Annotated in this window: 34 protein-coding genes; all 34 read left to right on the forward strand. The window is 70.9% G+C overall.

The genetic code is table 11. The features are described from left to right. Positions 1 to 750: 750 nt before the first annotated feature. The 34 genes from IE294_RS31800 (at position 751) to IE294_RS31960 (ending at position 24,618) form a co-directional block, all read left to right on the forward strand. Positions 751 to 1,122 (forward strand): hypothetical protein, encoded by a 372-nt coding sequence (locus tag IE294_RS31800; RefSeq protein ID WP_189891805.1) that lies wholly within the window; start codon positions 751 to 753, stop codon positions 1,120 to 1,122. 70 nt (positions 1,123 to 1,192) lie between these two features. Then, a complete protein-coding gene (locus IE294_RS31805) occupies positions 1,193 to 1,747 on the forward strand; it encodes a hypothetical protein (RefSeq protein WP_189891807.1) in 555 nt (184 codons plus the stop codon). A 116-nt stretch (positions 1,748 to 1,863) separates the two neighbouring features. Continuing rightward, positions 1,864 to 3,042 (forward strand): DUF932 domain-containing protein, encoded by a 1,179-nt coding sequence (locus IE294_RS31810; protein ID WP_189891809.1) that lies wholly within the window; start codon positions 1,864 to 1,866, stop codon positions 3,040 to 3,042. A 292-nt stretch (positions 3,043 to 3,334) separates the two neighbouring features. Next, on the forward strand, positions 3,335 to 3,823 hold the full coding sequence (locus IE294_RS31815) for a hypothetical protein (protein ID WP_189891811.1): 489 nt from the start codon (positions 3,335 to 3,337) through the stop codon (positions 3,821 to 3,823). Further along, positions 3,816 to 4,022: a hypothetical protein gene (locus IE294_RS31820; protein WP_189891813.1), complete on the forward strand. Its 207-nt coding sequence runs from the start codon at positions 3,816 to 3,818 to the stop codon at positions 4,020 to 4,022. The genes IE294_RS31815 and IE294_RS31820 overlap by 8 nt, the downstream gene beginning before the upstream one ends. 169 nt (positions 4,023 to 4,191) lie before the next feature. Beyond that, complete coding sequence (locus IE294_RS31825; RefSeq protein ID WP_229917452.1) at positions 4,192 to 5,046, forward strand: hypothetical protein; 855 nt, start codon at positions 4,192 to 4,194, stop codon at positions 5,044 to 5,046. A 14-nt stretch (positions 5,047 to 5,060) separates the two neighbouring features. Next, entirely contained in the window at positions 5,061 to 5,393 is a 333-nt protein-coding gene (locus IE294_RS31830) for a hypothetical protein (protein ID WP_229917453.1), read from the forward strand. Between the two features lie 135 nt (positions 5,394 to 5,528). Next, positions 5,529 to 5,771 carry a hypothetical protein gene (locus tag IE294_RS31835; RefSeq protein ID WP_189891815.1) on the forward strand — a complete coding sequence of 81 codons (243 nt, stop codon included), beginning with the start codon at positions 5,529 to 5,531 and terminating at the stop codon, positions 5,769 to 5,771. A 51-nt stretch (positions 5,772 to 5,822) separates the two neighbouring features. Continuing rightward, entirely contained in the window at positions 5,823 to 6,116 is a 294-nt protein-coding gene (locus IE294_RS31840; protein WP_189891817.1) for a hypothetical protein, read from the forward strand. Positions 6,117 to 6,324: 208 nt separating this feature from the next. Next, positions 6,325 to 6,936, forward strand: a complete 612-nt coding sequence (locus tag IE294_RS31845; protein ID WP_189891819.1) for a hypothetical protein — start codon at positions 6,325 to 6,327, stop codon at positions 6,934 to 6,936. Between the two features lie 298 nt (positions 6,937 to 7,234). After that, positions 7,235 to 8,101, forward strand: coding sequence for a DUF8829 domain-containing protein (locus tag IE294_RS31850; RefSeq protein WP_189891981.1), 867 nt, complete (start codon positions 7,235 to 7,237; stop codon positions 8,099 to 8,101). A 254-nt stretch (positions 8,102 to 8,355) separates the two neighbouring features. Continuing rightward, the gene (locus tag IE294_RS31855) at positions 8,356 to 8,700 is read left to right on the forward strand and encodes a hypothetical protein (protein WP_189891821.1); all 345 of its coding nucleotides are present in this window, start codon (positions 8,356 to 8,358) and stop codon (positions 8,698 to 8,700) included. A 38-nt stretch (positions 8,701 to 8,738) separates the two neighbouring features. Further along, the gene (locus IE294_RS31860; protein ID WP_229917454.1) at positions 8,739 to 9,002 is read left to right on the forward strand and encodes a hypothetical protein; all 264 of its coding nucleotides are present in this window, start codon (positions 8,739 to 8,741) and stop codon (positions 9,000 to 9,002) included. A gap of 68 nt (positions 9,003 to 9,070) precedes the next feature. Beyond that, entirely contained in the window at positions 9,071 to 9,757 is a 687-nt protein-coding gene (locus IE294_RS31865) for a hypothetical protein (RefSeq protein ID WP_189891823.1), read from the forward strand. 119 nt (positions 9,758 to 9,876) lie between these two features. Beyond that, on the forward strand, positions 9,877 to 10,368 hold the full coding sequence (locus IE294_RS31870; protein WP_189891825.1) for a hypothetical protein: 492 nt from the start codon (positions 9,877 to 9,879) through the stop codon (positions 10,366 to 10,368). Between the two features lie 50 nt (positions 10,369 to 10,418). Beyond that, entirely contained in the window at positions 10,419 to 10,913 is a 495-nt protein-coding gene (locus IE294_RS31875; RefSeq protein WP_189892017.1) for a hypothetical protein, read from the forward strand. 214 nt (positions 10,914 to 11,127) lie between these two features. Then, complete coding sequence (locus IE294_RS31880) at positions 11,128 to 12,630, forward strand: ParB/RepB/Spo0J family partition protein (RefSeq protein WP_189891827.1); 1,503 nt, start codon at positions 11,128 to 11,130, stop codon at positions 12,628 to 12,630. 95 nt (positions 12,631 to 12,725) lie between these two features. Continuing rightward, positions 12,726 to 13,103, forward strand: a complete 378-nt coding sequence (locus tag IE294_RS31885) for a hypothetical protein (RefSeq protein ID WP_189891828.1) — start codon at positions 12,726 to 12,728, stop codon at positions 13,101 to 13,103. Positions 13,104 to 13,234: 131 nt separating this feature from the next. Next, on the forward strand, positions 13,235 to 13,609 hold the full coding sequence (locus IE294_RS31890) for a hypothetical protein (protein WP_189891830.1): 375 nt from the start codon (positions 13,235 to 13,237) through the stop codon (positions 13,607 to 13,609). Between the two features lie 102 nt (positions 13,610 to 13,711). Beyond that, positions 13,712 to 14,143 carry a CpaE-like family protein gene (locus IE294_RS31895; protein WP_229917455.1) on the forward strand — a complete coding sequence of 144 codons (432 nt, stop codon included), beginning with the start codon at positions 13,712 to 13,714 and terminating at the stop codon, positions 14,141 to 14,143. Positions 14,144 to 14,202: 59 nt separating this feature from the next. Beyond that, positions 14,203 to 14,817 (forward strand): cell envelope biogenesis protein OmpA, encoded by a 615-nt coding sequence (locus IE294_RS31900; RefSeq protein ID WP_189891832.1) that lies wholly within the window; start codon positions 14,203 to 14,205, stop codon positions 14,815 to 14,817. Between the two features lie 41 nt (positions 14,818 to 14,858). Continuing rightward, positions 14,859 to 15,656 carry a hypothetical protein gene (locus tag IE294_RS31905; RefSeq protein WP_189891834.1) on the forward strand — a complete coding sequence of 266 codons (798 nt, stop codon included), beginning with the start codon at positions 14,859 to 14,861 and terminating at the stop codon, positions 15,654 to 15,656. 44 nt (positions 15,657 to 15,700) lie between these two features. Continuing rightward, positions 15,701 to 16,225 (forward strand): single-stranded DNA-binding protein, encoded by a 525-nt coding sequence (locus IE294_RS31910; protein ID WP_189891836.1) that lies wholly within the window; start codon positions 15,701 to 15,703, stop codon positions 16,223 to 16,225. A gap of 86 nt (positions 16,226 to 16,311) precedes the next feature. Next, entirely contained in the window at positions 16,312 to 17,058 is a 747-nt protein-coding gene (locus IE294_RS31915; protein WP_189891838.1) for a DNA-processing protein DprA, read from the forward strand. Positions 17,059 to 17,218: 160 nt separating this feature from the next. Next, positions 17,219 to 17,590 carry a hypothetical protein gene (locus IE294_RS31920; RefSeq protein WP_189891841.1) on the forward strand — a complete coding sequence of 124 codons (372 nt, stop codon included), beginning with the start codon at positions 17,219 to 17,221 and terminating at the stop codon, positions 17,588 to 17,590. Positions 17,591 to 17,599: 9 nt separating this feature from the next. Further along, a complete protein-coding gene (locus IE294_RS47965) occupies positions 17,600 to 18,367 on the forward strand; it encodes a hypothetical protein (protein WP_229917456.1) in 768 nt (255 codons plus the stop codon). Then, positions 18,310 to 18,819, forward strand: coding sequence for a hypothetical protein (locus IE294_RS47970; protein ID WP_229917457.1), 510 nt, complete (start codon positions 18,310 to 18,312; stop codon positions 18,817 to 18,819). The genes IE294_RS47965 and IE294_RS47970 overlap by 58 nt, the downstream gene beginning before the upstream one ends. A gap of 65 nt (positions 18,820 to 18,884) precedes the next feature. Continuing rightward, positions 18,885 to 19,535, forward strand: a complete 651-nt coding sequence (locus IE294_RS31930) for a hypothetical protein (RefSeq protein ID WP_229917458.1) — start codon at positions 18,885 to 18,887, stop codon at positions 19,533 to 19,535. After that, complete coding sequence (locus tag IE294_RS31935) at positions 19,532 to 20,053, forward strand: DUF6248 family natural product biosynthesis protein (RefSeq protein ID WP_189891843.1); 522 nt, start codon at positions 19,532 to 19,534, stop codon at positions 20,051 to 20,053. Before IE294_RS31930 ends, IE294_RS31935 begins: the two co-directional genes overlap by 4 nt. After that, entirely contained in the window at positions 20,050 to 20,952 is a 903-nt protein-coding gene (locus IE294_RS31940) for a Mom family adenine methylcarbamoylation protein (RefSeq protein WP_229917459.1), read from the forward strand. Before IE294_RS31935 ends, IE294_RS31940 begins: the two co-directional genes overlap by 4 nt. 74 nt (positions 20,953 to 21,026) lie before the next feature. Next, positions 21,027 to 22,058, forward strand: coding sequence for a phosphoadenosine phosphosulfate reductase (locus IE294_RS31945; protein ID WP_229917460.1), 1,032 nt, complete (start codon positions 21,027 to 21,029; stop codon positions 22,056 to 22,058). A 48-nt stretch (positions 22,059 to 22,106) separates the two neighbouring features. Next, positions 22,107 to 22,448: a hypothetical protein gene (locus tag IE294_RS31950; RefSeq protein ID WP_229917461.1), complete on the forward strand. Its 342-nt coding sequence runs from the start codon at positions 22,107 to 22,109 to the stop codon at positions 22,446 to 22,448. Positions 22,449 to 22,573: 125 nt separating this feature from the next. Beyond that, positions 22,574 to 23,278 carry a hypothetical protein gene (locus IE294_RS31955; protein WP_189891847.1) on the forward strand — a complete coding sequence of 235 codons (705 nt, stop codon included), beginning with the start codon at positions 22,574 to 22,576 and terminating at the stop codon, positions 23,276 to 23,278. 425 nt (positions 23,279 to 23,703) lie between these two features. Then, positions 23,704 to 24,618, forward strand: a complete 915-nt coding sequence (locus IE294_RS31960; protein WP_189891848.1) for a replication-relaxation family protein — start codon at positions 23,704 to 23,706, stop codon at positions 24,616 to 24,618. Positions 24,619 to 24,636 lie beyond the last annotated feature (18 nt).

The raw sequence follows: 24,636 nt of genomic DNA on the forward strand, positions 1-24,636 counted from the left end.
CGCGCGGTCTGCTCCGCAGACACGACGCGCCGCCGCTACGACGGCGGCAACTCCCCGGCTCCGCCGGGGAGTTGATACCCCGAAACTCCGTTCCGGGGTATGGAATTGCTCCGCAATTCCAACCAGGAATTCGCTCCGCGAATTCCTGTAAAGCGCGGCTAAGCGGTGCCGGCGGGGTCGGATCGAAAGGATCCGCAGAGAAACTGACAGCCCCTCAGAAACCAGGTAACTTCACGGAGACCGAATTCTTCGATCCCCCTCTCGCCCTGAATACGCCCGACACAACATTCCCGACAACCCATGGCCACAGTCCACGCCTAGCGCGGTACGAACCCAGCTCCACCCCATCAGCAGCCCCACGGGCCTATCCGGGCCCACCTAAGCCCCAGCCCAGCGCGGCGGCGGAGCCGACGCGCAACAGCCACCCAGGCCGCCCCGATCCCCGAGCCGCCACCGCACCCGCACCCGCCCTCATTCCTCACTCATCCTTCAACCCGCGTGGGAGAAGTGGCAGCAGAGGGGATGCCAGCAGGCCGACCACGGGCCCGCAGGGCCTTTACCTGGGGTGACGTAGAAGCCGGCCACCAGGCCGCGCAACCTCCAGCGCAACACCTGACGCAACATCAGGCGCAACGCTGTACGCAACACGGGGCGCAACAGGTCTTCCAATCACTCTTCACATCCACTATTATTTGAAGTCCTGGGGGAGGCGACCCCTGGGAACCGCAGAAGTCCGACGAAGGGGAAGACGTGGAGATCCAGATCTCTGATGGAATCGTCCGCCGGGTGCACGGTGGTAAGGACGCGCCCATGACCGGCCTTGCAATTCAGGCCCGTACGGTCGCAAACTTCCTGCCCCTGCTTGTTCAGCGGGTGGGCGCGAACATCGTGCACAACTCCGACGCCAATTACACGGGAATTCGGTTCGACACCAAGGTTGGCCCGGTGGTGCTGGAAATTCCGACGGGTGACCGTCCTTACCGGCTCGTTCACGAACTCCCGGAGCCGGACAAGAACGGGCGCACCGAAGTGGAGATGCGGCGATTTCCGCAGATCTACAAGCCGCAGGGAATTGCGCACATCACGGCCGAGTTCCTCCGGTCGCGTGGGTTCCTGAAGTAATCCACTCGGGGGTGCCCCGACTGGGGGCACCCCCTCCAACCGGCATCATCGAGAAGAGAGAGGGACAACCGTGGAGAGCACGCGGATTGCGGGGCAGCCCGAGGAGACCAGAGCGCCGCTCACGGACGCGGAGCGGGAGCAGGCGGCTTACGCGCTGCTGGACTTGGCGCGCAGCGAGAGTGCCCCGGACGCGCTGAGGGTGCCGAGTGAGCAACTGGAGTTGATCCGGCCGTTCTTCGAGTTGGGTTGGGCGATGGGTGTGCGCACCGGTCACACGGGCCCAGCCATGACTGACGTACTGGTAGACCGCACCACGGTCGCGCGCGCGTTCGTCCTGCTGATGTCCGAGCGCGTGGCGGATCCACTGGTGATCGCGGTTGCGCGGAGTCTCGACCCGCAGCACGCCGGACCGGTGCTGTGGCAAAGGGTCCAGTACCACGGCAGTATGAGGCATCGTCACGGGGCCTACTGGGTGAACGCGATTCACGCCCACGCCGACCCGTTCGGCGAGGCCCCGGAACTGCGCTACGACCTGTGCGAGATGCACGGTGTCACGCCAGTGCCGATGGTGACGAACGTGCGCCGAACGAGCCTGACGCCGTTGCCTGCGTACCGCATGGGCTAGTGCGCTGGTCAGGGGTGGATTCACTCACCCCCGAAACACACTATTATTGAACTTGTTCGGGGGGTGGTGGCCCGCCCCCCGAACCGCAGAAGCCAACACGAAGGGGAGAACACCACATGACTCAGCAGTTCGCCGAGCGCGCCACGAACGTGGCCCCCACCGGTGCCCGCAACGCCGACCTCTCCGACCTGGTCCGCATCCTGGAGGACCAGAACCGGCGCAAGCTGGACGTGATCGCCCCCGCGTCCGCGCTGCGGTTCCGGGAGGGAAGCGTGCACGTCGAGGGTGTGGAGTCCCTGATCACCGAGGACGGTGTCACGGACGTGGACGGCATCTACCGGCCCACCGCCGTGGCCGATGAGGGGATCGCGGACAAGCTCCGTATCCCGCTCGCCTACCTGCGCCGCATGCGCGCCGAGAACGTCCCGCTGCTGGACGAGAATGTGAACGCGTGGCTGCGTGAGGAGCCGCAGCGCCGTTTCATGCTCCGCGCGTTCCGGGGCGAGGGCGGCCCCGGCATGCCGCCGGCCGAGGGCGTGGCCCGCGCGCTGTTGTCCGACAGCTACAAGCTGATGGACAACTTCGACATGCTGCTGGCCGCCCTGGACGGGGTGCGGCAGTCCGGCCACCCCACGCGCGTCACGGGGTGCGACCTGACCGACCGGCGCATGTATGTGCGCGTCGAGTCCGAAGCCGTCGCCATCCAGGCCCCCGAGTTGCTGCGTGGCTACCGCTCGCCGTTCGACGACCGCAGCGGTGACGAGCTGCCAGTGATCTCCGCAGGGTTCGTCATCACCAACAGCGAAGTCGGTTCCGGGGCGTACACCATCACCCCGCGCGCCGTCATCCAGGTGTGCCGCAACGGCCTGACCGAGACCAAGGACGTCATGCGCGCCGTGCACCTCGGAGGCAAGCAGGACGAGGGCGTTGTGTCGTGGTCCGGGCAGACCCAGCGCAAGACGCTGGAGCTGATCACGTCCAAGACCGCTGACGCCGTGCGCACCTTCCTGTCACGGGAGTACGTCGAGGCCAAGGTTCGCCAGGTGGAGGCCGCCGCCGGGAAGACGCTGGACGAGCCGACCAAGACCATCGAGCACGTCACCAAGACGCTCAGCATCGGTGCCGAGGCCAAGGACATGATCCTGTCGCACTTCGTGCGGGGCGGTCAGATGACGGCCGGGGGCGTGATGCAGGCCGTCACGTCGACCGCGCAGACCCTCACCGACGCCGACCAGGCCGCCGCCCTGGAAGCGCTCGCGCTGCCCGCCCTGACGGCCGCAGCCGCGCACGGCTGACAGACCCCCGTGCGGGCCGGGAACCTCCCCGAGCCCGGCCCGCACGGGCCCCACGCCCCGCTCAAGCGGCGGGCGGGCTTCCTCCCGGACCGCCCGGGGGTGCCCGCCCGGCCCCAGAGCGCGGAGCGCTCCCCCAACCCGGCCATGGAGCGCGCCCGCCCCACCGTCTGCCGCGTAGCGGCAGCGCGACGCGTCTGCGGAGCAGACCGCGCGCCCAGAAGAAGCCCCGCCGCGCCACGAGACACGTGCGCCGGCCCCGGTGCTCACCGCCCCGTCCGCAAGGAGTACCCGCATGCCCGCACGCCCGGAGCTCACCCGCCCCGACGACGCCGCCATAGCGGCCGCCATGAGCCGCACCCTGACCGCGCTTGCCGCCCTGCTCCAGGCACTCGGCGACGGCGAACACACGCTCAATCTCGTGGCCGAGCGCACCGACGACACGTTCGTCTGGGCTCAGGCCGACCTCTCTATCGGCACCGCCCCGCTGCGCCTGGCCGTGCTGGACGAAGACGACTACTGCGCGCTGCGCACGCTGCTGGTGTTCGCGCTGGAGGGCAGCACCGTACGCAGCGCCGTCCTGATCGCCACCACGGCCACCGAGCCCCACCCCCGCGCGTGCGGCTGGACCGTGCGGAACGGATGGCTGCACCCCATGGACACGGCCGAACTCCGGCAGGCCGTCATCCCGTGCCCCGGCGTCCCCACCGTACGACGGGAGGTCTACGACGCGCCGGTCCTGCCCCAGATCACCGACACCGACGAGGAGGGCCCCCGTGGCTGACACGCCCGCCGTCACCGCCAACGGCTACTGCACCAACACCACCCCGGTCCCCGGCACCATCCGCACCGTCAACGCCAAGAACACCGGCCCGAAGTTCTTCCACCTGCACGGCCGCCGCTACGGCGAATGCCCGTGCGGAAAGGAAGTGTCCCTGACCGAGCGGGACAACCTGCGCCGCCACAAGCCGCCGCAGGAGTAACCCACAGACGCCGTCCGCCGCCCCCGTCCCCCCGGCGGCGGACGGCCCGCCCCGGCCAGAGCGCCACTGGCCGAAGACCTGCCGCCCCGCCGCCCGCGCCCTCCCCTTCGGCGAGCGCGGGGCGGCAGGCCCCCGCTCACCGAACCGAACCGCCGAGGAGCCGCAGCCCATGACCAGCCCGAGCCTGACCGTCGACACGCCCGCCGGCACCGTGCGCGCCACCGCCGGCCCCCGCCAGGACGACGCCGTCGTCTTCGAGCTGGGCGGGGCGATGCGCGGCAGCGTGCACGTCACCGGCACCCACCACCCCCACCACTGGGACCAGTTCACCGCCGTACGCGCCTGCCTCGGTCCCGTCAACGCCTACCAGACCACCGCCCCCGACGACGCCCTACCGCGGCTCACCCGCTACCACGGCAGCCTGACCCTCTACCCCGACGACTACGCCGACCGCCCCCAGGTCAGCGTGTACCCGATGACGTCCGCCGACGGACACGAGCCGCCCGAGAAAACGGCAGCGACGCTCACCGCCGTCCTGCGCGCCTGCGCCGCCCATGTCGCACAGCGCGACGACCTGCCCGTGATCCTGGACGTCTCCCGGCAGCGGGACACTGCCGCCCTGCTGCGCTTCCTCACCTGGTCGGCCGCCCACCACCAGGCCGAAGCCGCCCGCTTGGAGCGGGAGGCACGCGCAGCCCAGCCCGCGCGGCGCGCCGCCGTGGCCGCCTGGTGGACCGTCGCCCGCTGGTTCCTCGCTTCCCCACACCCGGTCCTGCTGCTGATGCTGGCCGACCTCCCCTACTCGGTACTCCCCAACTCGCTGGCCCGCACCGTCGCCGTGAAGCAGTGGTGGGCCCCGTCCTGCCTCACCGCGGCCGCCCGAGAGCACGAGCACGCCCGCCGCGCCCAGGCCGAAGCCGACTCCCTGCGTGCCCAGCAGCGCTCACGGCGCCCGGCCCGCCGCCCGCAACTGTCCGCGCACGCTGCCCCGCACGCGGCGCGCCTGGAACTGGAGATGTCGTGACGATGCGCTGGTTGATGACCCTTGGAGAGCGCACCCGCCCCGAGACGCCCACTTACGCCGAGTGCCCGGGCCCGAACGAGGCCCGCGCCGTCGCCCTGGTCGACGACTGCGGCCAGCTCTTCCCCGTCCTGCTGGCGTGGCGGCGGGCCCTCGGCTGCGAAGTGACCGGCTGGGCCGAGCAGGTCGAGGCGGACGACGTCGAGAACCTCCCCCAGGACGTGACCGACGACTGGGGGCCCGGTCTGCGGCTGGACACGATGCCCGGCGGGTACGTGAAGGTCTCGGACTACCGCGACCACCAGCCGCCCGACGCGGTCACCGCCGGTCCCCGCATGCTCATGCGTTGATCTCGGCCTCAAAAGCCGCAGGTCAGGGGCGGGTTCACACCACCCTAGATCACACTATTATGGATGTTGCGGGAGGGGGGTTTTCTCCCCCACACCGCCCCCTCCCGCACCCAAGCGCCGACCGAAAGGGCCGCGATGCCCGAGGAGTTCACGTTCCCCCGCAACACCGGTTCGTACGGCTACCAGGTCCTCGACCGCCAGGACCCGAGCACCAGTTACGGCGTCGTCTGGCACGACCCGGAAGTGTGCCAGTGGGTCGCCGAGTATCCGTGCAACCGCCCGGGCAGCGGCGGCGGGATCCCCGGATTCGCCAGCCGGAAATGGGCCGCGCGCTTCCTGTACCGCTACCGCAAGCCCCAGCCGTCCGGCCGCACCTGACCGGCCGCCCGCCCGCCGCACACCGTCGCCAGCCACAGAAGGGACCGCGCATTGGCCACCTTCGGTCACATCACCCGCGAGCGCTGCGCCCAGCTGGGCCGCGCCCTCACGGCCGCCGGCCTTTCCTGGAGGGACAACGGCCGCCAGGACAAGCCCGAGTTCCTGACCTACACCGCCACCGACGCGCACGGCCGCGAGTGGAGCATCAGCCCGGCCACCAGCAACCAGATCACCCCGTCCCGGCCCGCGAGTATCTGGCAGGCCCGGTGCACCGAGCCGATGCACCGGTCTCCGGTCCTGTCCGCCCGGGCGGTCGTCGACCACATCCGGGCGTTCCCCGCGTGACCGGCCCGCTGCGGCCGTGGCGCCCCGAAGACTTCGACGACTGGTGCGAGACGTGCGGCGCAGCACCGGGCCAGTTCTGTAAGCCGGCGTGCGACACCGGCTACACCGCCGAGGACTTCCGCCGAGACGCCGAGCCCCGCGACCAGGACGCGCCCGCGCCGCCCGAGCCGGGCACCCACCACCCTCCCGAAGGAGTGAAGACGCCGCCATGCCGCAGGAGTTGACCACCCAGGAGCAATTCGACGCATTCGCCGACGATGTGGCGCGGGAGCTGGGCACGCACTGCCGGACCGCCCCGCTGCCCGAGTACTCCCGCGGTCTGGCACGGCTCATCGTCGACGGCGACGGCCGCGCCGTACGCCTGTGCCAACCCGACGACGAGCAGCCCAGCAGACTCAAGGTCTACGCGGCCCTCCCGGACGAGGCCCAGGTGCAGACCCCGTCGATCAGGGTCACAGCGATCAGCGCCCGCCATGTGGCACGCGAGATCACCCGGCGGCTCTACCCGTTGCACGCCGAGGCCGCCGAACTGGCCGCCCAGATCGCCGCCCGGCAGCAGGCGGAGGCCAGCGCCCGCGCCGCAGTCGCCGAAGCCGTGGCCGGCGCGCTCCCCGGCGCCCGCATCGAGGAGCAGTACCGGCGCACACGGATCATCTGGCAGCACGACGCCCGCCCGCCCGGACAGCAGGGCCCCGTCCAAGTGGACAGCGTGTGCGTAATCGTCGGAGCCTCCGGGGAGTCGGTGACCGTCGAAGTATCCGGCTGCCCCGCCCGAGTGATCTCCATGCTGGCTGCGTTCGCCCAACCCACGCGGGAGTGAACAACCAGGTCAGGGGTGGGTTCCCAGCCCCACTAAACACACTATTATTGAATATGCGAGCCCCGGGGGCCCCATCCCCGCAGGGACCGCCGCCCGCCCGCCGCACGCCCCCGACGACCGGCCAACGCGAGCGGGCCGCTCCTGCCATCCGTCCCCGCAGAGGCGGTCCGCTCAACTCACCCACGAGAAAGGCGCGCACGTGACCTACACACCCCCGCCCTCCGAGTGCCACCCGAACGAGCCGGACGTCGACCGATCAAGCACGGGAGGAGACGCGGCGCGTACCGACCGCCAGACGATGCGCCGCGTTCTGCGCCGCGAAATCTCGGGCACCATCGGGCTGCTCACCGATGAGCACGACTTCCGCGCCATGCGGCACTACCGCAGCTTCGCCTTCGACGACTACGCGACCTACCTGGCAGGGGTTGAGGACCTTCTCAAGGCCCGCGCCTCGCAGGGCATGCACACCATGCTCGCCCTCTTCGACCCCGAGGAGTACGCCGACTTCTGCGCCGACACCGGCCTCGACCCCGACAGCCCGTCCAGCCGCGCCCGCTTCACCGCCGAGACCGCCACCACGGGCCCCACCATCCCGTACGACGGCGAGCCCCTGGCCGACCTCGTCCCGGCCCTGATCGACGAAGCCGTCCGCAAGGCCACCTGGGAATACGCCTCCACACTCCTGGCCCGCCTCGGCGCCTGCGCCGCCTGCGGAAAGGACGTCGGCCACGAGGCCTTCGCCCGAGCCCGAGACCCCCTCGTCCGCATCCTCGACACCGCCGACCCGGGCCACCGCCACTTGGTATGCAGCGTCTCGGCCACGCCGGAGACGCTGGTCTCCGTCCTGCACGCGGACACGGACCCCGACGGTGCTACCCACCTCGACGACACCGAGGCCCTCGAATTCACCACGGTCCTCGCCCTCGGTCTCGCGGCCCTGCCCGGCGCACTCGTCATGAGGACCCGCAGCCCAGGCGCCCCGGACCGCGTCTACGGCTGGCGGCTGCGAGCGGGAGACCTCGAACCCCTCACGGCCGGAGAAGTCTTCGACGCCTACTGCACCGACATCGACTCCGGCGACCCCATCTCCCCGGAATCGGACGTCGACTACTGCGCGCCGCCCGACCTCAGCCCGGACGGCCCGACGCCGGGCCACCACCACTGAACGAGCCGGGCCGCCGCCGGCACTCGCCCGCCAGGGCGACGGCCCCAGTTCTCAGGAGTACACCAGGGCGGCGCCCAAATCCCTGGCGTCGCACACACGCCGAGGCTCTGACCTCGCGCACTCCCCTCGTTTACGCAGGTCAGGGGTGGGTTCACACGCTCACAACTCACACTATTATTAGTAGTGAGGTTCCGGGGTCGTCACCTCACTCATTCCGTGGCGACCCCCTCCCCCTTCCAGCCCCAGGAGTTGCCATGCTTCGAACGCTGCGCCGCGCCCTGCGATCGGCACGCCTCCGGATTCCCGCCCGCCGGTTCAGCGCCGGGATCGCGGCGCTGCCGCCCACCGCACGGGAAGCGCTCGGCACCGACGTCACTGCCGAGGAAGCCATCGCCTACAACCGCAGCCGCGTCGCCACCGCAACCGCCGTCGCCCTCTACCGCAGCGGATACACGCCGCCCATGCGCGACCTCGACCTGGACGACGCCGTGCACGCCCTGGACTTCCCCCACTCGGTACCGAGCCAGGAGACCCGCGCCGCCATCCGTGCCGCGCTCGCCGTCCTGGACGCCGACTACACCGTCACCGTCACTCACTGACCAGCCGTCAGCCCTGACCTGCGGGCCGCCCCGTCCGGGTGGCCCGCGCCGGAAGGAGACCCGGTGTTCCTGGTCGTACCCGACCATGCCCACGGACTGGTCGCCGCCCCAGGTCCTCTGACGACCTCACGCCCGGCACCGAGGAGACCCTCACAGCCCAGGGATTCGCCTGGAACAGCGAGATCGAGGCGTACACCCGCCCGACCGACAACAGCCCCGCGGCCGTGGAACTCACCGCCGGCGCCCTGCGCGAACTGGGCCACTACGTCTTCTCCTCCTACACGCCGCTGCCCACCGCCTGACCGGCGGCCCTCCCCGGCCGGGCAACTGCCCCGACCCCGCAGGCCCCTTGCACGGATGGAGTTCCGTCATGCCCCGACGCCGCCCCCAGCCGCCCGTCCGGTACGCCGTCACTGGGCACGAGGGAGCCCACCAGGTCGTGGACCAGCTCCACGGGTACACGCTCAGCAGCCACACAACCCGCCCGGCCGCGGAGGACGCAGCGCGCGAACTGGCCTGCAACCCCACGGCCGCCATCGCGGCCGTGGAGGCACTCGACGCCGCCCAGAACGGCCCGGCGGCCACCGAGCGACGCATCCTGCGCCGGTACGGGTACGCCTGGAGCCTGCGCCAGGACGAGATGCTTTCCCTGATGCGGGAGTTCAGCCACCGCCGCCTGGAGACGCTCGTCTCCAACGGCCACCTGTCCATGGTGTTCACTCCGGCCGGCCAGCCGTACTACACCACGCCCGAGCGCTTCGATGAGCTGTCACCGCGCTGGGTGCGCGACGGGGACGAGTCCTTCCCGGCCGCCGAGCCCGCCCGTCTCGAGCGCCCCCGCCCAGCCCTTGAGCTGCTGCCGCAGCGCAAGCGCTGGGAACTGTGCGAGCTGCACGGGATCGCCCTTGGGCGCTGCCTGCTGTGCGGGCCGCGCGAGGACTTCGAGTGCCAGTGGGGCGAGTGCACCGCCAACCGCGTAACGGCGTACTGCGAGCGGTGCGTGCGGCTCGACCCCCGGCGCAGCTTCCCGCTGCCGCCGCACGGGGACCGCGAATAGCAACAAAGCAGCACGTCAGGGGCGGGTTCACATCCGCCGTAACCACACTATTATTGACGTTGTTGGAGCTCTGATGGCGAGCACGGCCACCCAGCCGCATTCGAGGAAGGACACCGCCGATGAAACCCCTCGATCTGGCCCAACTGCTGGCCGCGCCGACCGATCCTCCGGTGCGCGACGCGCTCCGCCGTCTTGCACCCAGATCCCTGGATGCGCTGATCATCGAAGCCCTCTCAGCTACCGAGGAGGCGTGGCGGCAGGTCGCCGTCGACCGAGTCCTGGAGTTCGTGGCGGAGCAGCCCGGCGACGGCCGCCCGGTGGTCGCCGCGTACTTCACGACGACGGAGCGCCGGACCGCGGACGGCATGCACGTCGGATGGAGCCCGTTCGTCGCGGCGCTCGCGAGCACCGAGGACGTTCCGGATCTCAGGCACACCCGCACCACGGCGGTGGCCGTGCCGGTGGGCGAGGCGGCGCTGGCCGAGGAGGTGTTCGCCGACCCGGAGTTGACCGATGCACTCAACCGGCTCGCGGCACTGGACCCGCCCGGGCACGAGGACGTCCTGCGCATCCACCTGCCAACCCGCCAGGTCACCCGCGTGAAACCCTGACTGTCGATCCGTGCGGGCGCTGCGGCGCCCGCACGAAGGAGGTCCGCGCCATGCCGGTTCCGATCCTCTGCCACATCTGCCACGGGGGCCGCTACGAGCCCCGGGATCCGGGGTCCTACGCCTGCCGGTCCTGCGGCAACCGCGCCACCGAGTCGACGTTCCCCGTACAGAGCGACGAACGGCTCGTTGTGCTCGCGGGCGTGCTCCAGGTCCTCGCCGTGCCGGACGGCCACCAGGTGATCACGCCCACCCGGCGCTGCCACGCCCCGCACCTCGGCGCGAGTCTGGTCCTCGCCCTGCGGCTCAACCGGACCCACCCGGTGTACCGGCGTGCTGAGGACGTCCAGGCCGTCGAAGACTTGCTGGCCGCCCTGGACGCCGACGAGCAGGGTCCTTGGGTGCTGTCCCCCGCGCAACTGGGCGTCCTCACCCGGGCTATGGACGTCCGCGATGCACTGCTGCCCTCGGCATCCCGGCAGCACCCGGACTTGGACGCCGAGATCCGGGCCGCCCACCTCCGCAGCCAGCGCCCGTCCACTGCCTGAACCCGGCCGCCGGCCACCCCCGGACGCCCCACGCCACCCGGGCACCGAACGGACGCCGCTCGCAAGGCAGTTCGGAGGCGCAGGTAGCACACCAGACCGGCATTTCCGCTGGTCAGGGGGTATCTAGCCCTCACCAAGAACCACACTATTATTTGTACTACAAGGGAGTTGGTTCCCTCCAATTCACCGATGAGGCAAGGAGAAGGAGAGCCGCATGGCCACCGCCGTCTCGACCCCGACCGACAAGAGCGACGAACACGAGGAGGCCGCGCCGCAGGTCGTCAAGCTCGACCCGGCACTGCTGGTGCGCGACGAGTGCAACGCGCGCGAGCACGACACCGAGCCGGACGAGAAGCTCATCGCATCCGTCAAGGAACTCGGCGTCGAGGAGCCCATCAGTGTCCGGCCCCGGCCTGACGGGACCTTCGGCGTCTTCAAGGGCTGGCGGCGCGCCCAGGCGGCGCAGGCCGCGAACGCCGCCGCCGAGCAGGACGGCCGCCCCGTACGCCTGGTCATGGCATACGTGCGGGAGGACCTGGTCGGCCGCGACGGCTGGACGCGGTTTCTGTCCCTGGTCGAGAACGACCACCGCGAGGGCATGAGCGAGCGCGACACCCTTCGGGCCCAGGAACTCGCCCTGATCGACATGACCGACGTCGACCGGCGCACGGCCGCCAAGGCCCTCGGTGTGGGCCGCAACGCAGCCAAGCAGGCGAAGGCGGCGCAGAAGCTCAACGACGCCGTCCTGCGCCGGACAGCGGCGGCAGGCATGGACCTGGAGCAGACCGCCCAGCTCGCCGAGGTCGCGGGCGTGCGGGGCGCGGAGGACCGGCTCATGCGTGCGCTCTCACGCGACCACGCCGAGGGCAAGGGCGGGCGCGGCCACTGGGATCAGGAGATGGCCCTGCTGCGCGCCGAGCAGGCCGACGCCAAGACCCGTGCCAAGGCCGAGGAGGAGCTGAGGGCGGCGAACATCCCCCTGCTGGGCAGGGTGCCGTCTTACGAGAAGGACCCGTCCCGTCCCCTGACGGAGCTCACCAGCGGGCTGGGCAACCCGCTCACCGAGGACAACCACAAGAACTGCCCCGGCCACAGCGCTCGCCTCGACGACGAGCACCGGGCCGTGTGGCACTGCGCCGACCCGGCCGCGTACGGCCACAAGGTCCGGGCCCAGCCGAAGAAGCCCAAGACCGAGGAGGACGAGCACAAGGCCGAGGAGCGGGCCCGGATCGTGGCGTGCAACCGGGCCTGGAAGGCCGCCGCCGGACCGAGGCAGGAGTTCGTCAAGCGGCTGGTGCGCGGCAAGACCCTGCCCGACGAGGCCCGGCTGTTCGCCCAGCAGATCCTGATGGACCTGCCCCGCTTCTACGGCAAGTGGGCCGACAAGCAGCGCACCCAGACCGTGGCGCTGCTGCTCGGAGCCAAGGACCCCGAGAACGACTCGGCCTCCGAGACCGCCGCCAGCTTCCCCAAGAACCGTCTGGCCAACGTGCTGTTCGCCCAGGTCGCCGCCGCGTTCGAGGACGCCATCCGCGAGCCCAAGCAGTTCGACACCGCCCGGATGACGCACGTCTACCTCTGGGAGTCCCCCGACCGGCTCCAGGCCGCCTACCTGCTGCTCCTGGAATCCCTCGGACAGGCCGACGACGGCAGCTACCAGCTGTCCGAGGTCGAGCAGCAGGCCGTCGCCAGCCACCGGCCCAAGGCTGCGGCCTGACCCACGCGGATCCGGCGGGTGCCGACATCCGGTGCCCGCCCCGGAACGCCAGACCGACCCCTCGGCCCCATCACGAACCAGGAAAGAGGCGCCCCATGCCCACCCTTGCCGAAATCCGCACCTTCGTCAGCGGACTGTCCGACGTCGGAGCTGTGGTCGCTCTCCAGGAGGCGGCGGCCACGCGTCTGATCGAACTGGACGCTGCCAAGCGCCCGGTCCTCCTCCCGGGCCGCATCGGCCGGATCAACACCACGATCACTCCTGCCTGCCTGCGCCGCCTGACCGGCACCGTCGGACAACCCAACAAGACCCGCAGCCGTTTCGACTTCCTGCTGGACGAGGACTCCACCGACCAGCTGCGCCGCGACCCGCACAACACCCGCTTCACCGTCCCCGACGGCGAGAAGCGCTATCGCATCCCGAAGGTCCCGGCCTTCTGCATCGAACTCACCGACATCCCGGCCGACTCCTAGACCGCCCGGACTGGGGCTGAGCCCGCATACCCGCCCCACCGCGCCGCCTCGAATGGCTCCTCCACCCCACGGCCGGGCACACCCCGTGCCCGGCCGGTTGTCCACCCCTCCACGCAGAGAGGCGAACCAGCATGTCCATCACCATCGACGACGTCCGGGACTTCATCCGGCAGTTGCCCGACGCGGCAGCCGTCGCACAGGTACAGGAAGCCGCCGCACAGCGGCTCCGCGCCATCGACAAGGCCGCGTTCGCTCACATCCAGTCCGGGCGCCGGGCCCGCATCACCCCCGCCCTGCGCTCGAAGCTACTGCGCGGCCTGACCGGCGCCGTGCAGGAACGCAACCGCACCGGCAGCCGTGCGGGCTTCCTTCTCGACGAAGAGTCGACCCGGCAGCTGCGCGCCCACCCCCGCAACAGCCACTACCGCATCCCGCAGAACGTCCGTCGCTTCCGGATTCCCGGCAACGGTGTCCCGATCTCCTGCCTGGAGCTGATCGAGGACTGACCCGCGTGCCTGCGTCGCACCGCCTCGTGCGGCGCAGGCGGATCCGGACCCGCGCGAGGCGGGACAGCCCGTCTGGCTATCCCACCCCCTCACGAAAGCGACGTGTCACCCACCATGTCCGCCTCCGCACAGGCCTTTGAGGAGAGACCCCACCAGCCGGTGCTGGTCATCAGCGACCGCCTCGACGACGACCCGATCGGGTTGCTGCCGTGCCCGGTCCCTGTGAAGCACTTGCCCTCACCTCTGTTCACCTCCGAGGAGTACCAGAGCGCTCCGCTCGTGCTCCTGGATGACCGCAGCTACACGAGCTTCACGCTCCGCCACATGCCCCACCGGCCGGGCCTGATCGTGGCGGCCGCCGACCCCGATGACGGCACGGCGTATCCGCGGGCCGCGGCCATCGGCGCCGAAGCCGTCCTGCGGGCCGGGCAAGACCTGGCCTGGCTGCACCTGCGCCTGCACGCCGCCACCGACTGCCGCTACGCCCACTGGGAAGCGCTCCTGACCGGTCCGCCCCCTCCGGAGGACAGCTGATGCCCGGCCGTCGTCGCTCCCAGCCGACCCACATTCCCGCGATCCGAAGGACGTCACCGATGCACCCGATCCCTCAACGCTGTGCGCGCCGGCCGCTGGCGGGCGGGCTGGTAGTGCCGTGGGTGTCTCTGATCCACGGCGGCCACGCGGCATTCGGCAGTCTCGACGCCGAGCGGGCCCGTACCGCGTTCCTGCACCGCCTGTGCCAGATCTGTGGCCAGCACCTTGACGAGCGGTGCTTCCTGATCGTGCGCCCGGCCGACGTGACCCAAGGTTGCTCGCCGGAACCGGCGCTGCACCCCGAGTGCCTGCCGTACGCCGCCGCGCACTGTCCCATGCTCAACGGCACGGCCACGCACTACCGGCAGCGTCCCGTCCTGGCCAGCCACCCGGCCGGGCGGCCTTGTACCGATCCATCCTGCCCGTGTCCGTCGCTCTCGCCCGACGAGGGCCACGCCGCCCGCAGCGGCAGCCCGGCCGACCGGTACGAGGCATGGATGATCCACACCCGGAACTACCGTCTGGTCTTTCCGCCGGAGCAGCCCGATGTTCCCGCCGGCATCAGCCTCGACGTGCCCGTACTGCGCAGGCGCGTCCTGCGCACCGCCCAGCTCACGGCCGAGCAGGAACGCCTGATGGGGCTGGTGCGCAGCCTCCTGGACGGCAACCCGTGACCCCCACTCGCCCCACCATCCCTTCGTTGAAGGAGGCTTCCGTGATCACGCCCGACCCGGCCACGCCCGAGGGTGCAGCCGTCATCGACCTGTACGAGCAGATGAACGCGCTTCATGAGCGCACCGACGAGTGGCCCGGTGCGGACACCGTCGACATCCTCGGCAAGTGGCTCGCCCGCTTCGACTTCACCGGCCCGGTGCCCCGCACGCGGCTCGTCGCGGGCAGCGTCTGGGTGCTGCGCCGCCAGGACCGTCACGAGGACGAGGTGACGCTGTGGAACGACGAGGACTCCGCGCTGGCCGCCCTGGCCGGGCACGTCCGCAGCAGCTGGGACAACCTGCTCGGGGACGACGGCATCCCGGAGCGCCCACCCCTGAACGACCGTGAGGCCGTCGAGCTGTACTACGGGGCGGACCAAGAACGTGGAGACGAGCACTACTCGCTGTACGCCAACGAGGTCGGCCGGCTGGTGCGGACCCTGCCTGCTCCGGACGGCTTCCGCTTCGCGGACGAGGACGTCTGCGTTAAGGTCAACAGCGCAGCCGTCTTCCACCCGATGGCCAGCCCCGACGACGAAGGCCTGCCCTGCATCGAGATCGCCGGAGTCCTGGTCTTCGCCTACCTGGACGCCGACATGCAGGCCGTGCGGGTATCGGTTCACCTCGACACCACCGACGAGTTGCTCGTCCAGCCCGGGCAGACGGTGCCTTTGCACGTGGAGGTCGAGGACTCCACGGTGTTCAGCGGGAGCGCCACACCGGCGCCAGCGGCAGCCGGAGGGTGGCGGCAGTGGCTGCGACGGCTGGGCCGCTGGATGCAGCGGACGAGGGGGGATTGACCCACCCTCAGAACACACTATTATTTGAGATAGGAGGTGTTCGCATGGCCCCGTCGATCACGCACGTGTCCGGCACCGTCACCAGCGACGTCGAATGCCGCTTCACCGAATCCGGCATCGCCGTCTGCCGCTTCCGCCTCACCGAGACCCCCAGCCAGTGGGACGCCGCCACCCAGAAGTGGCGGGACGGGACCCCGATCCCCTACGTGTGCACCGCCTGGCGGGACCTCGCCCGCAACGCCGCCGAATCCCTCACCAGCGGAGTCACCGTCCTGGTCAAGGGCCGCATCACCGAGATCAAGGACAACTCCATCTACCTGAGCGTCGACGACCTCGGCATCAGCCTGCGCCAGCGCATCGCCTACACCGAAGCCAGCCTGCCCAGCCCGGCCGCCGCCGCTCCCGTCACCCCTCCCCCGACGCCTCAGCCCGCCGCTCCGAGCGCGCCCCGTCCCCCCACCAGGCAGCCCGGCAATCCTCCCGCCTGGTGGGAAAAGCAGAGGTCCTCCGGCTGGTCCAGCACCGCCACCTCAGGAGCCGACGGCTCTCCCCTTCACGTCGGCCGCTGACGCTCTGCCCCTTCTTTCCCTTCACCGCCCACCCCGGCGCGGTACCGGTTCGCCTGCCGGTGCCGCGCCATGCCCGAGAGGCCGCCATGCCCGAGCCCGCCCTGCCCGAACGTGCCGCCCGCGCCGCGCTGGCCGCCCACTTCGCCCCGGACCAGGTCGCCGCCGACCTCGCCGACTACTCCCCTGCCGAGGTCTGGCAGCGGCGCCTGCGCCGCGACAACAGCGGGCGCCTGGCCCAGTACAAACCGCGCGAGGAACTCGACAACGCAACACTGACCTGCCCGTTCGTCATCCACTCGGACGAGGTCTGGCCCACCGCCCTGGCGGACCTCGGGCCCCACTGCCCGCTGGGCCTGTGGGTCCGCGGCGACGACCAGCTGCCCCAGCTGACCGCCTGCTCCGTCGCCGTGACCGGCAACCGGAACGCCACCGAGCAGGCCATCACCCGCACGCACGCCTTCGCCGCGGCGATCGCCGAGGCCGGCCACACGGTCACCGCCACACTCGCCTACGGCGTCGACTCCGCCGCCCACCGGGCAGTTGCCCAGGCGGGCCGGGCGACGCTGGCCGTCCTGCCGCGTGGACTCGACCGCGCCCACCCGCACGACCATGCCCAGCTGCTGAGTTCCATCCCCGCCGACGGCGGCGCAGTGGTCAGCCTCTACCGGCCCGGCACCGCAGCCAGCGGCGCGACGCTCCAGGCCAGCGCCCGCCTGCTCGCCGCACTCGCCCGCGCGGTGATCCTCATCGAGGCCCTCGACCACGCCGAGGCGACCCGCATCGCCGAGTCCGCCCTCGCCCTCAAACGGCCCCTGCTCGCCGCGCCCCCCTGACGGCGACGTCCGCTCCAGCGGCAGCTCCCGCCTGCTCGCCGAGCAGCGCGCCGTCCTGGTCGCGGACCCCGCAGCCGCGCTCGCCCTGCTCTGAGACCTTAACCGCCTTCCCGTGCCCGGCCATTCACGGCCGGGCACAGGCTAGGGAGAGGACCGTGCCGTGCCTGAGCACGTCGACTTCTTCGAGGCCGTCGTCACCGCCTACCCCGACGACGCCGACCACGCCCCACTGCTCGCCGACCCCGTTCACGCGCGCGTGGCCCGCGCCAGCGACGTCGTCGAGGGCGACCTGATCCTGGCCGCTGTCTCCCTGCGCGGCGCCGACTACTTCAACGACCAGTACACCGCCCACCCCGAGCCCTACGACCCGGCCTGCCAGTGCGGCGTGTGCTGCCACCTCACCCACGAACCCGGCCCGGTCGTCGTGCTGTCCAACGGCCATCCGTGGCCGACCTGCGACCCGTGGCTCACCGACGCCCTGGTCCTCATCATCCCCGCCCAGCCCCTGCCCGACCGGATCGCGAAGGAGTGACGCACCGCCATGCCTAGCACTGCGTTCACGCCGTCGCTGCCCGGCCTCGCCGCCGACGACGAGCTGGACACCGTCATCAACTGGGGGCTCGGCGCGGACTCCACCGCCTACCTCGCGCGGATGCTCATCGACCCCGCCGCGCACGGCATCGACCTGGCGCGTACCGCCGTCCTCTACATGGCCACTGGCAGCGAGTGGCCCGAAACCCGGCTGTTGTGCGAGGAGTTCATGCTTCCGCTGCTGCGCTCCCGCGGCGTCAGGATCGTGCAGCTGGCGCGGGCCGGGCACCTGAAGGCCGACGGGATCACGGTCCTGGACGACTCCCGCCGTCCCGAGCGGCTGTTCGCCCGGGGCCTGTGGACGCTGTGGGACGAGCTGGAGTCCGTGGGGTCCGTCCCGCAGCAGGCCGGCGTCCGCAAGTGCAGCCTGCGGGCGAAGGGCGAGGTCGGCGACCGGTGGATCACCCAGGTCTTCGGCGGCCGCCCGTTCAGGCAGATCATGGGCTTCAACGCCGACGAGGAAGGCCGCCGCTTCGGCGACCAGGCTGCCTCGAAGGTTCCCGGGCGCACGGGCGTGTTCCGCTCATCGACTGGGGCTGGGACCGGCAGCAGTGCGAGGCCTACCTCCTGGACCGGTTCGGCGTGCACTGGCCGAAGTCGTACTGCACCTTCTGCTGCTTCCCCACCTCCATGGGCGCGCTGCCCGCCCACCTGGAACGCATGCGCTCCCACCCGGACATCGCCGGTGAGGTGCTGCGCCTGGAGTACACGGCGATGAGCCTCAACCCCAACGCGAAGCTCTACGGCCGCAAGACCCTCCTGGAGATGTTCGACCCCTCGCGGCCGCGGGACCGGGCGTGCCTGGAGGCGTTCGAGCGGGAGCTCGACATGCCGTGGGCGCTGTACCACGTGCGCCGGCTGTTCCTGCTGTCCGACTCCGGAAAGCGGCGGCCGGTGATGCGCTCCACCGAGCGCATCGACCTCGGCCGCCCCCAGCAGCTCGCCCGGCGACTGATCTCCGTCTCCGAGCGACACCACGTCGACGTCGAGCACGACCCCATCTACGGGCGCGCCCGCTCCTGGGTGCGCCGCCGCGCGAAGGCGTGGCCGATGGCGGAGGAACTCTTCGCCACCGCCCCCGCCCGCGTGATCAACAAGCAGGACGAGGCCTTCGAGGAGGAGTGGGACGCCCTGCTCTCCGGTGCCGCCGCCCAGCTCCCGCTCGCCTGAACCGCCCGACCGCCGACCTTCGGAAGGACCCGTCATGCGCGCACCCATGTCCTTATCCCCTGCCCGTGCCTCGCTCCCGCGCCGTGCTGTACCTGGCCACGCCGTCCGGAGCTGACGTACGGGCCGCCATGCAGGCCGGCCTCCTGGGCTGCATGACGACCCCGGCGCAGGTCAACGTGATCCCGCCCGGTGCCCTGTACGCCTGCGACAACGGCAAGTTCGGCAAGGGCTGGCCCGGCGCCGAAGCCTGGTTCGCCTGGCTGAAGGCGACCGTCGACCGCTACGGCCGAGACCGCTGCCTGTGGGCCGTCGCCCCCGACGTCCCCATGGACGCCGCGGCGACCTTGGCCGAGTCGCTGCCATGGCTGGAGCGGATCCGCGCACTGGGTGTTCCGGTCGCTTTCGCCGCCCAGGACGGCAGCGAGAACGGCCTCATCCCCTGGGACTTGATCGACGTGCTGTTTCTCGCGGGCTCCACCCAGTGGAAGACCTCACCGGCCGCGCACCGCCTGGCCCTGAGGGCGCAGGAGCGAGGCCTGACCGTCCACATGGGCCGCGTCAACTCCCGCCGGCGGCTGCGCATCGCGCAGGCCTTCGGGCGCACCAGCTGCGACGGCACCTATCTCGCCTTCGGACCCGACACCAACCTCCCCCGCCTTCTCGCCTGGATGAACGAACTCCACACCACCCCAACTCTGTTCGGAGACGAGACATGACGACCTGGCTGCGCCTGATCGGCGCATCGATCATGGGCATCCTCGACCCCGTCCCCTCCAGCGTGACCTCCCCGATGACCGAGGCGGAGGGCGCCTGGGTCCGCGCGAACGCCTGGACCAGGGGACTGCGCAAGATCGAGGACGCCTACCCCCATGGCTTCCACCGCTGGTGCTCCTGCGAGCGGGGCATCTGCCACCCCTGCGGCTCCGGTCACCACGCCCAGTGCGTCAGCGCCAGCGGCCCCCGCCTCGACGACTACGCCGGCACCATCACCGACCGCGGCGGCTTCGTCGTCGCCGTGATCCACCACGGGCTCGGCCAGCAGCCCTGCCGGTGGTTATGCCCCTGCCCCCACCCTGCCGACGGCACGGACCCCGTGGACACTCCGGCCGCCCCGGAGAAGAGGCCGGTGCGGCAGCGACGCGGTTCCTCCGTCTCCGACGATCAGCTCACCTTGCTTCCCGGCCTGGATGCGGACCTGTCCGAGAAGACCGCAGCAGACGGGGAGGGACAGTGAACCTCCCGGTCCAAGAGACGCTGCCGTTCGAGGACTTGGCTGAGGCACAGACAGCGTCGCCCTGGTGCCAGCGGTGGCGGGCGGGAAAGCACTCCTGGCGCCACGTCCGCGATGGTGGCTTCGATGCCCAGAACTACCGCGTGGACGTCATCCCCGAGAAAGAGCCGGCCAAGACGTTTGTGGTCGCGCACCACTACTCCCGGTCGTACCCGGCGGTGAAGGTGCAGTTCGGCCTGTATGACGTGTCCGGCAGCAGGCGTCGGCTGTGCGGCGTTGCCGTGTTCGGGGTTCCGGTCAGCACAGCTGTCCTCACCAAGCCCCTGCCGGGGCTGCGCCCTTACACGGAGTCGCTGGTGTGCTCGCGCTTCGTCCTGCTCGATGAGTGCCCCGGCAACTCGGAGTCGTGGTTCCTCGCCCGCTGCTTCGATGCTCTGCTCGCGGACGGGGTACGCGGCGTTGTCTCGTTCGCCGACCCCGTCCCGCGCCGCACCGCCTCCGGCCGACTGGTGATGCCCGGGCACGTGGGAACGATCTACGCGGCAACGAACGCGGTGTACGCCGGCCGGGCAACCGCCCGGACGGTGAAGCTTCTGCCGGACGGCACCGTCTTCCACGACCGGGCAGCGCAGAAGATCCGCCGCGCCGAGCAGGGCCACGAATACGCCGCTGCTCAACTCCTTGCGCTCGGAGCTCCGCGGCCGCGGCCCGGCTGCGACCCAGCTCTGTGGCTGCGTGAGGCCCTGGTCGCGGTTGGCGCCCGCAACGTCCGGCACCGCGGTGTGCACCGCTACGTGTTCCGGCTTGGCCGGACCCGCCGTGAGCGGGAGGAGATCGAGCTAGGTCTCCCCGTGCTGCGGCCCTACCCGAAACGTCCAGACGCCGAGCCTGCAGCGGCGTGAGGTGCTCGGGCACCGCCGCCCGCGATCGGCCGCCAGTCCTGCCGCCCCCCCGTTCTCGTCTCCTTGGAGCTGCCATGCCTTCGCGTACCGTCCACCGCCCGCCTCGCGCGCCCGACTTGACCTCCTACGACCTGCTCGCGCCCCAGCTGTCCGGCGGCAAGGCCAGCGCGGTCATGATGTTTGTGTTCATGGAAGCCGCCCGGGCCGCCGGCGTGGCCGACCGGGTGATCTCCTACCACTCCAGCCTCGGAGTGCTGGAGTGGCCGCCGGTCGTCTTTGGCGGCATCCGTTATCCCGGAGTGTCCGAGCTCGCCGCGCTGCAGAGCGCTGCCTTCGGGGTGCCGGCCGACCGGCACCTGGAGGTCACCCGCACGATGCCGGGCCCGGACGGCACCCGGATGCCGCGCAGCCTGCTGACCGAGATCGCGGCGTACGGGCGCTTCCCGCGCATGGGCAGCCCGTACTGCCGCAAGAGCGCCAAGGAGAGCGTGGTCTCCAGCGCCTGGACGCCGATCGTCAACCGTCTGAAGCGCGAGCTCGACCGCCCGGTGCGGATCCTGAAGGTCATGGGTCTGCGCAGCGACGAGGGGCCCGACCGCAAGAAGCGGGAGGCGTTCCGTACGGTGCAGGCCAACAGTGCGCGCGTCGTCGACGAGTGGCTGCCCGTCAAGGACTGGTCGACCGACGCGGTCAAGGAGTGGCACGCCGACGCGCCGGTGCCGTACTGCTGGACGTACGATTCGGCGCCCGGTGCGGGCGACTGGGGCGGGACCTCCCGCTGCTCGTGCTCGCTGTGCGTCTTCGCCTCCCGCCACGACGTGCTGCTCTCCATCGGCCGGCGGCCGCGGCTGGCCGACCTGTACGCCGAGGTCGAACAGGTCCGAGGCGACAGCTTCCGCGCTGACTGGCGCATCACCGATCTGATCCGGCACGCAGCGGCCTGCGGAGCGCCCGACCCCGGCGTGGTCTGCTCCGACGACGGCCCGGAGTTCACCGCCCTCGAGGAGCAGGTCCGAGCGGCTCTGGAGGAGGAGCCCCGCAAGGAGCCCGACCTGGCCCGGCGGACACGACGATCTCCGTGCGATGGCTGTGCCGCTCCGCTCTGAAGATTTCCCACACCTCTCTGATCTTTCTTGAAGGGCATACTGCTGATGATGACGACGACCACCCAGCGCCTCCTCGACCTCGCCGCGGCCGCACCGGCCAGCCACGACGAGGACCTGGTGCTGCTCCTGCGCGAAGCGAGTGAGCTGTACCAGCAGGGTTTTGCAGACCTGCGCGACACGGTGGCGGCCCGCTTCGCCGGGCTGTCCGGCGGGGATCTGGTGGCGGCCGCGACCGCGGCCGGCATGCCGTGCGATGCGTCCCAGGACCGCGACGAGCTGGTCCTGCTGCTCGCCCTGGCCGAGTGGGAGATGACTCCGGCAGCCCTGGCCTACTCGGAGATGGCCCAGGACGCGGCTCGCCGCGGTGTGTGCCTGATCCCGGAGGAATGACTTCTTCCTCGCACCGGCCGGGAAAACCTGGGCAGCGTACTGGACCCCCGCCCCAAACTCCTGCCATTATGTGAGTTGTGAGCCGGGCAGGCCGGCTCACCTCCGACAGGACGGACGGTTCTGCCATGACCTCGCGCCGTGAGCCTCGCCTGGCCGACGCTGCCGAGATCGCGGCTGAACAGGGCCTGACGCCCGCGCGGATCAGCGGCCTCTACAACGACCGCGCCGAGAACGGCTTCCCCGAAATCGCCGACATGCGCGGCCGCGCCCGCCTGTGGGACCACGCGAAGGTCAGCGAGTGGTTCGCGAACCGCCCGCCGGCACGCCTGCGCGAGCACACACCGCCCGCCCGTGACCCGCAGGACCTGCTGAACGCCGCCGAGGCCTCGAGGTTCCTGGGCTACAAGAACCCCAACCAGGTCACCACCTTCGTCCGCGACCACCCCGGGTACTTCCCCGACCCGGACGTCGTCGAAGAGCTGGGCACCGCCGAAAACCCCTACCGCCGACAGCTGTGGCGCGTGCAGACCCTGCTGGACTGGATGGCCACCCGGCCGGGCCGCGGCAAGCACGCCGGCGCGAAGCGCACTGCCCCCGCACTGCCCGACGTCCCTGTCGACGGCGACCCCGACGAGCTCCTCGGAGCGACTCAGGCCGCGGCACTGCTGGGGTTCAAAAGCGTCAACTCCTTCTCCAGCAGCCTGTCCCAGGGCAATCTGCCCCTGCTGGAAACCGCCGACGCTCTCACGGAGAAGGGCGGGCGCCGACGGTGGACGCGCCGGCGCATCCTTGAGCAGGCCGCCCAACCCCGGGGCAGAAACCGGCGGTGAGCGCCCCTTCGCCCACCGCCCCATAGACGCGGCATCCGGTTACGGGTCGTTGGTCCCTTGCGGGCCGGGTGTCGCACGATGGCCGGCATGGCGTGGCTCGCCACCACGCCCCGCAGCAGCCCTCGGCTGCTGCGGACCGGCCATCGCCGAACTTCTCTTGGGGCCGCCCTCTTCCTGGTTCACCCCCAGCCCCTTGCCGTAAAGCTGGCGAACTCCCCGGCAGGAGCAAGCTGCTCTGGCGCGCGGGCGCGCCCCGTGGTCGGGGCCATGGACGTCAGCCACGGCGCAGATCGCGAGGCTGTTTCGACTTCGTGACCATGGTCGGGGCTTCGTGGTCGGGGGTCAGGTCGGGGCCCGCGGGTTTCCTGAAGCAGCAACCGACGGTCTCCGCCGGAGACCGCCACGGCCGCGGAAGGAAACGTCTCATGAGCAGCGCCGCACGGAGCACTCCGGCGACGAAACCGGCCCCCAGCCCCGCTGAGACCTTGGCCCACCAAGTGCTGGCGGGGCTCGCCCAGCACCGCATCGTCACCACCAGCCAGTTGCGCCGAATGCTGCGCCCGGACGGAACGCGACAGCTGATGTCCCGTGTTCTGAACAGGCTGCGCTCCTACGGCTTCGTCGACTGCACGGTGCTGCCGGACGCGAACCGGACCCGTACCAACGCCTGGTACCTCACGCAGGAGGGCGCCCGGCTGACCCGGGACCTGCCCGTCCTGCGGGGGCGGCCGCCCTACCCCATCACCTCGACCACGGCAGCGTCGCTGAAGACCCCGCACACGCTCGCCGTCGTTCGCGCTCACCTTGCTTTCGCCGCAGACGCCCGCCGGCTCGGGCACGAGCACGGCCCATGGGACTGGACCCCTGAGGTGTCCCACTCCATCGGCGAGGGCGAGCGGATCGTGGCCGACGCAGTGATGTACTACACGGTCGTCGAGAGCGAACACCGGCGAAAGCTGCGCGCGTTCGTGGAAGTCGATCGCAGCACCATGAGCAGTGAGCGACTGGCCGTGAAGCTGATCGAATACGCCCGCCTGTTCCAGTACGAGGCCCAGCCCGTCGGCCGGCGGAGGCAGGCCACCGCAGGTCCCGCCTGGCTGCGCCGGTATCCGGTTTTTCCCCGGGTGCTCTTCGTGCTCACCGGTGCCTCCCGGGCCAGGCTGGAGAATCGGATGAGCGATCTGCAGGCAATGGTCGCTCAGCACCCGCTCGTGGCGGGTCTCGCTCGGGAGGTCCGGCTGGGAGCCGCCGTGCTGGAAGACCTGGAGCAGCACGGTCCCTCCCAGGACGTGTGGATGCCTCTGGTCGGCGGTAATCCTCGCCCGTGGACGGACCTGTGATGTGAACGGCCGGCGGCC

It is taken from the genome of Streptomyces canarius, from assembly GCF_014650735.1.
Lineage (GTDB): Bacteria > Actinomycetota > Actinomycetes > Streptomycetales > Streptomycetaceae > Streptomyces > Streptomyces olivaceoviridis.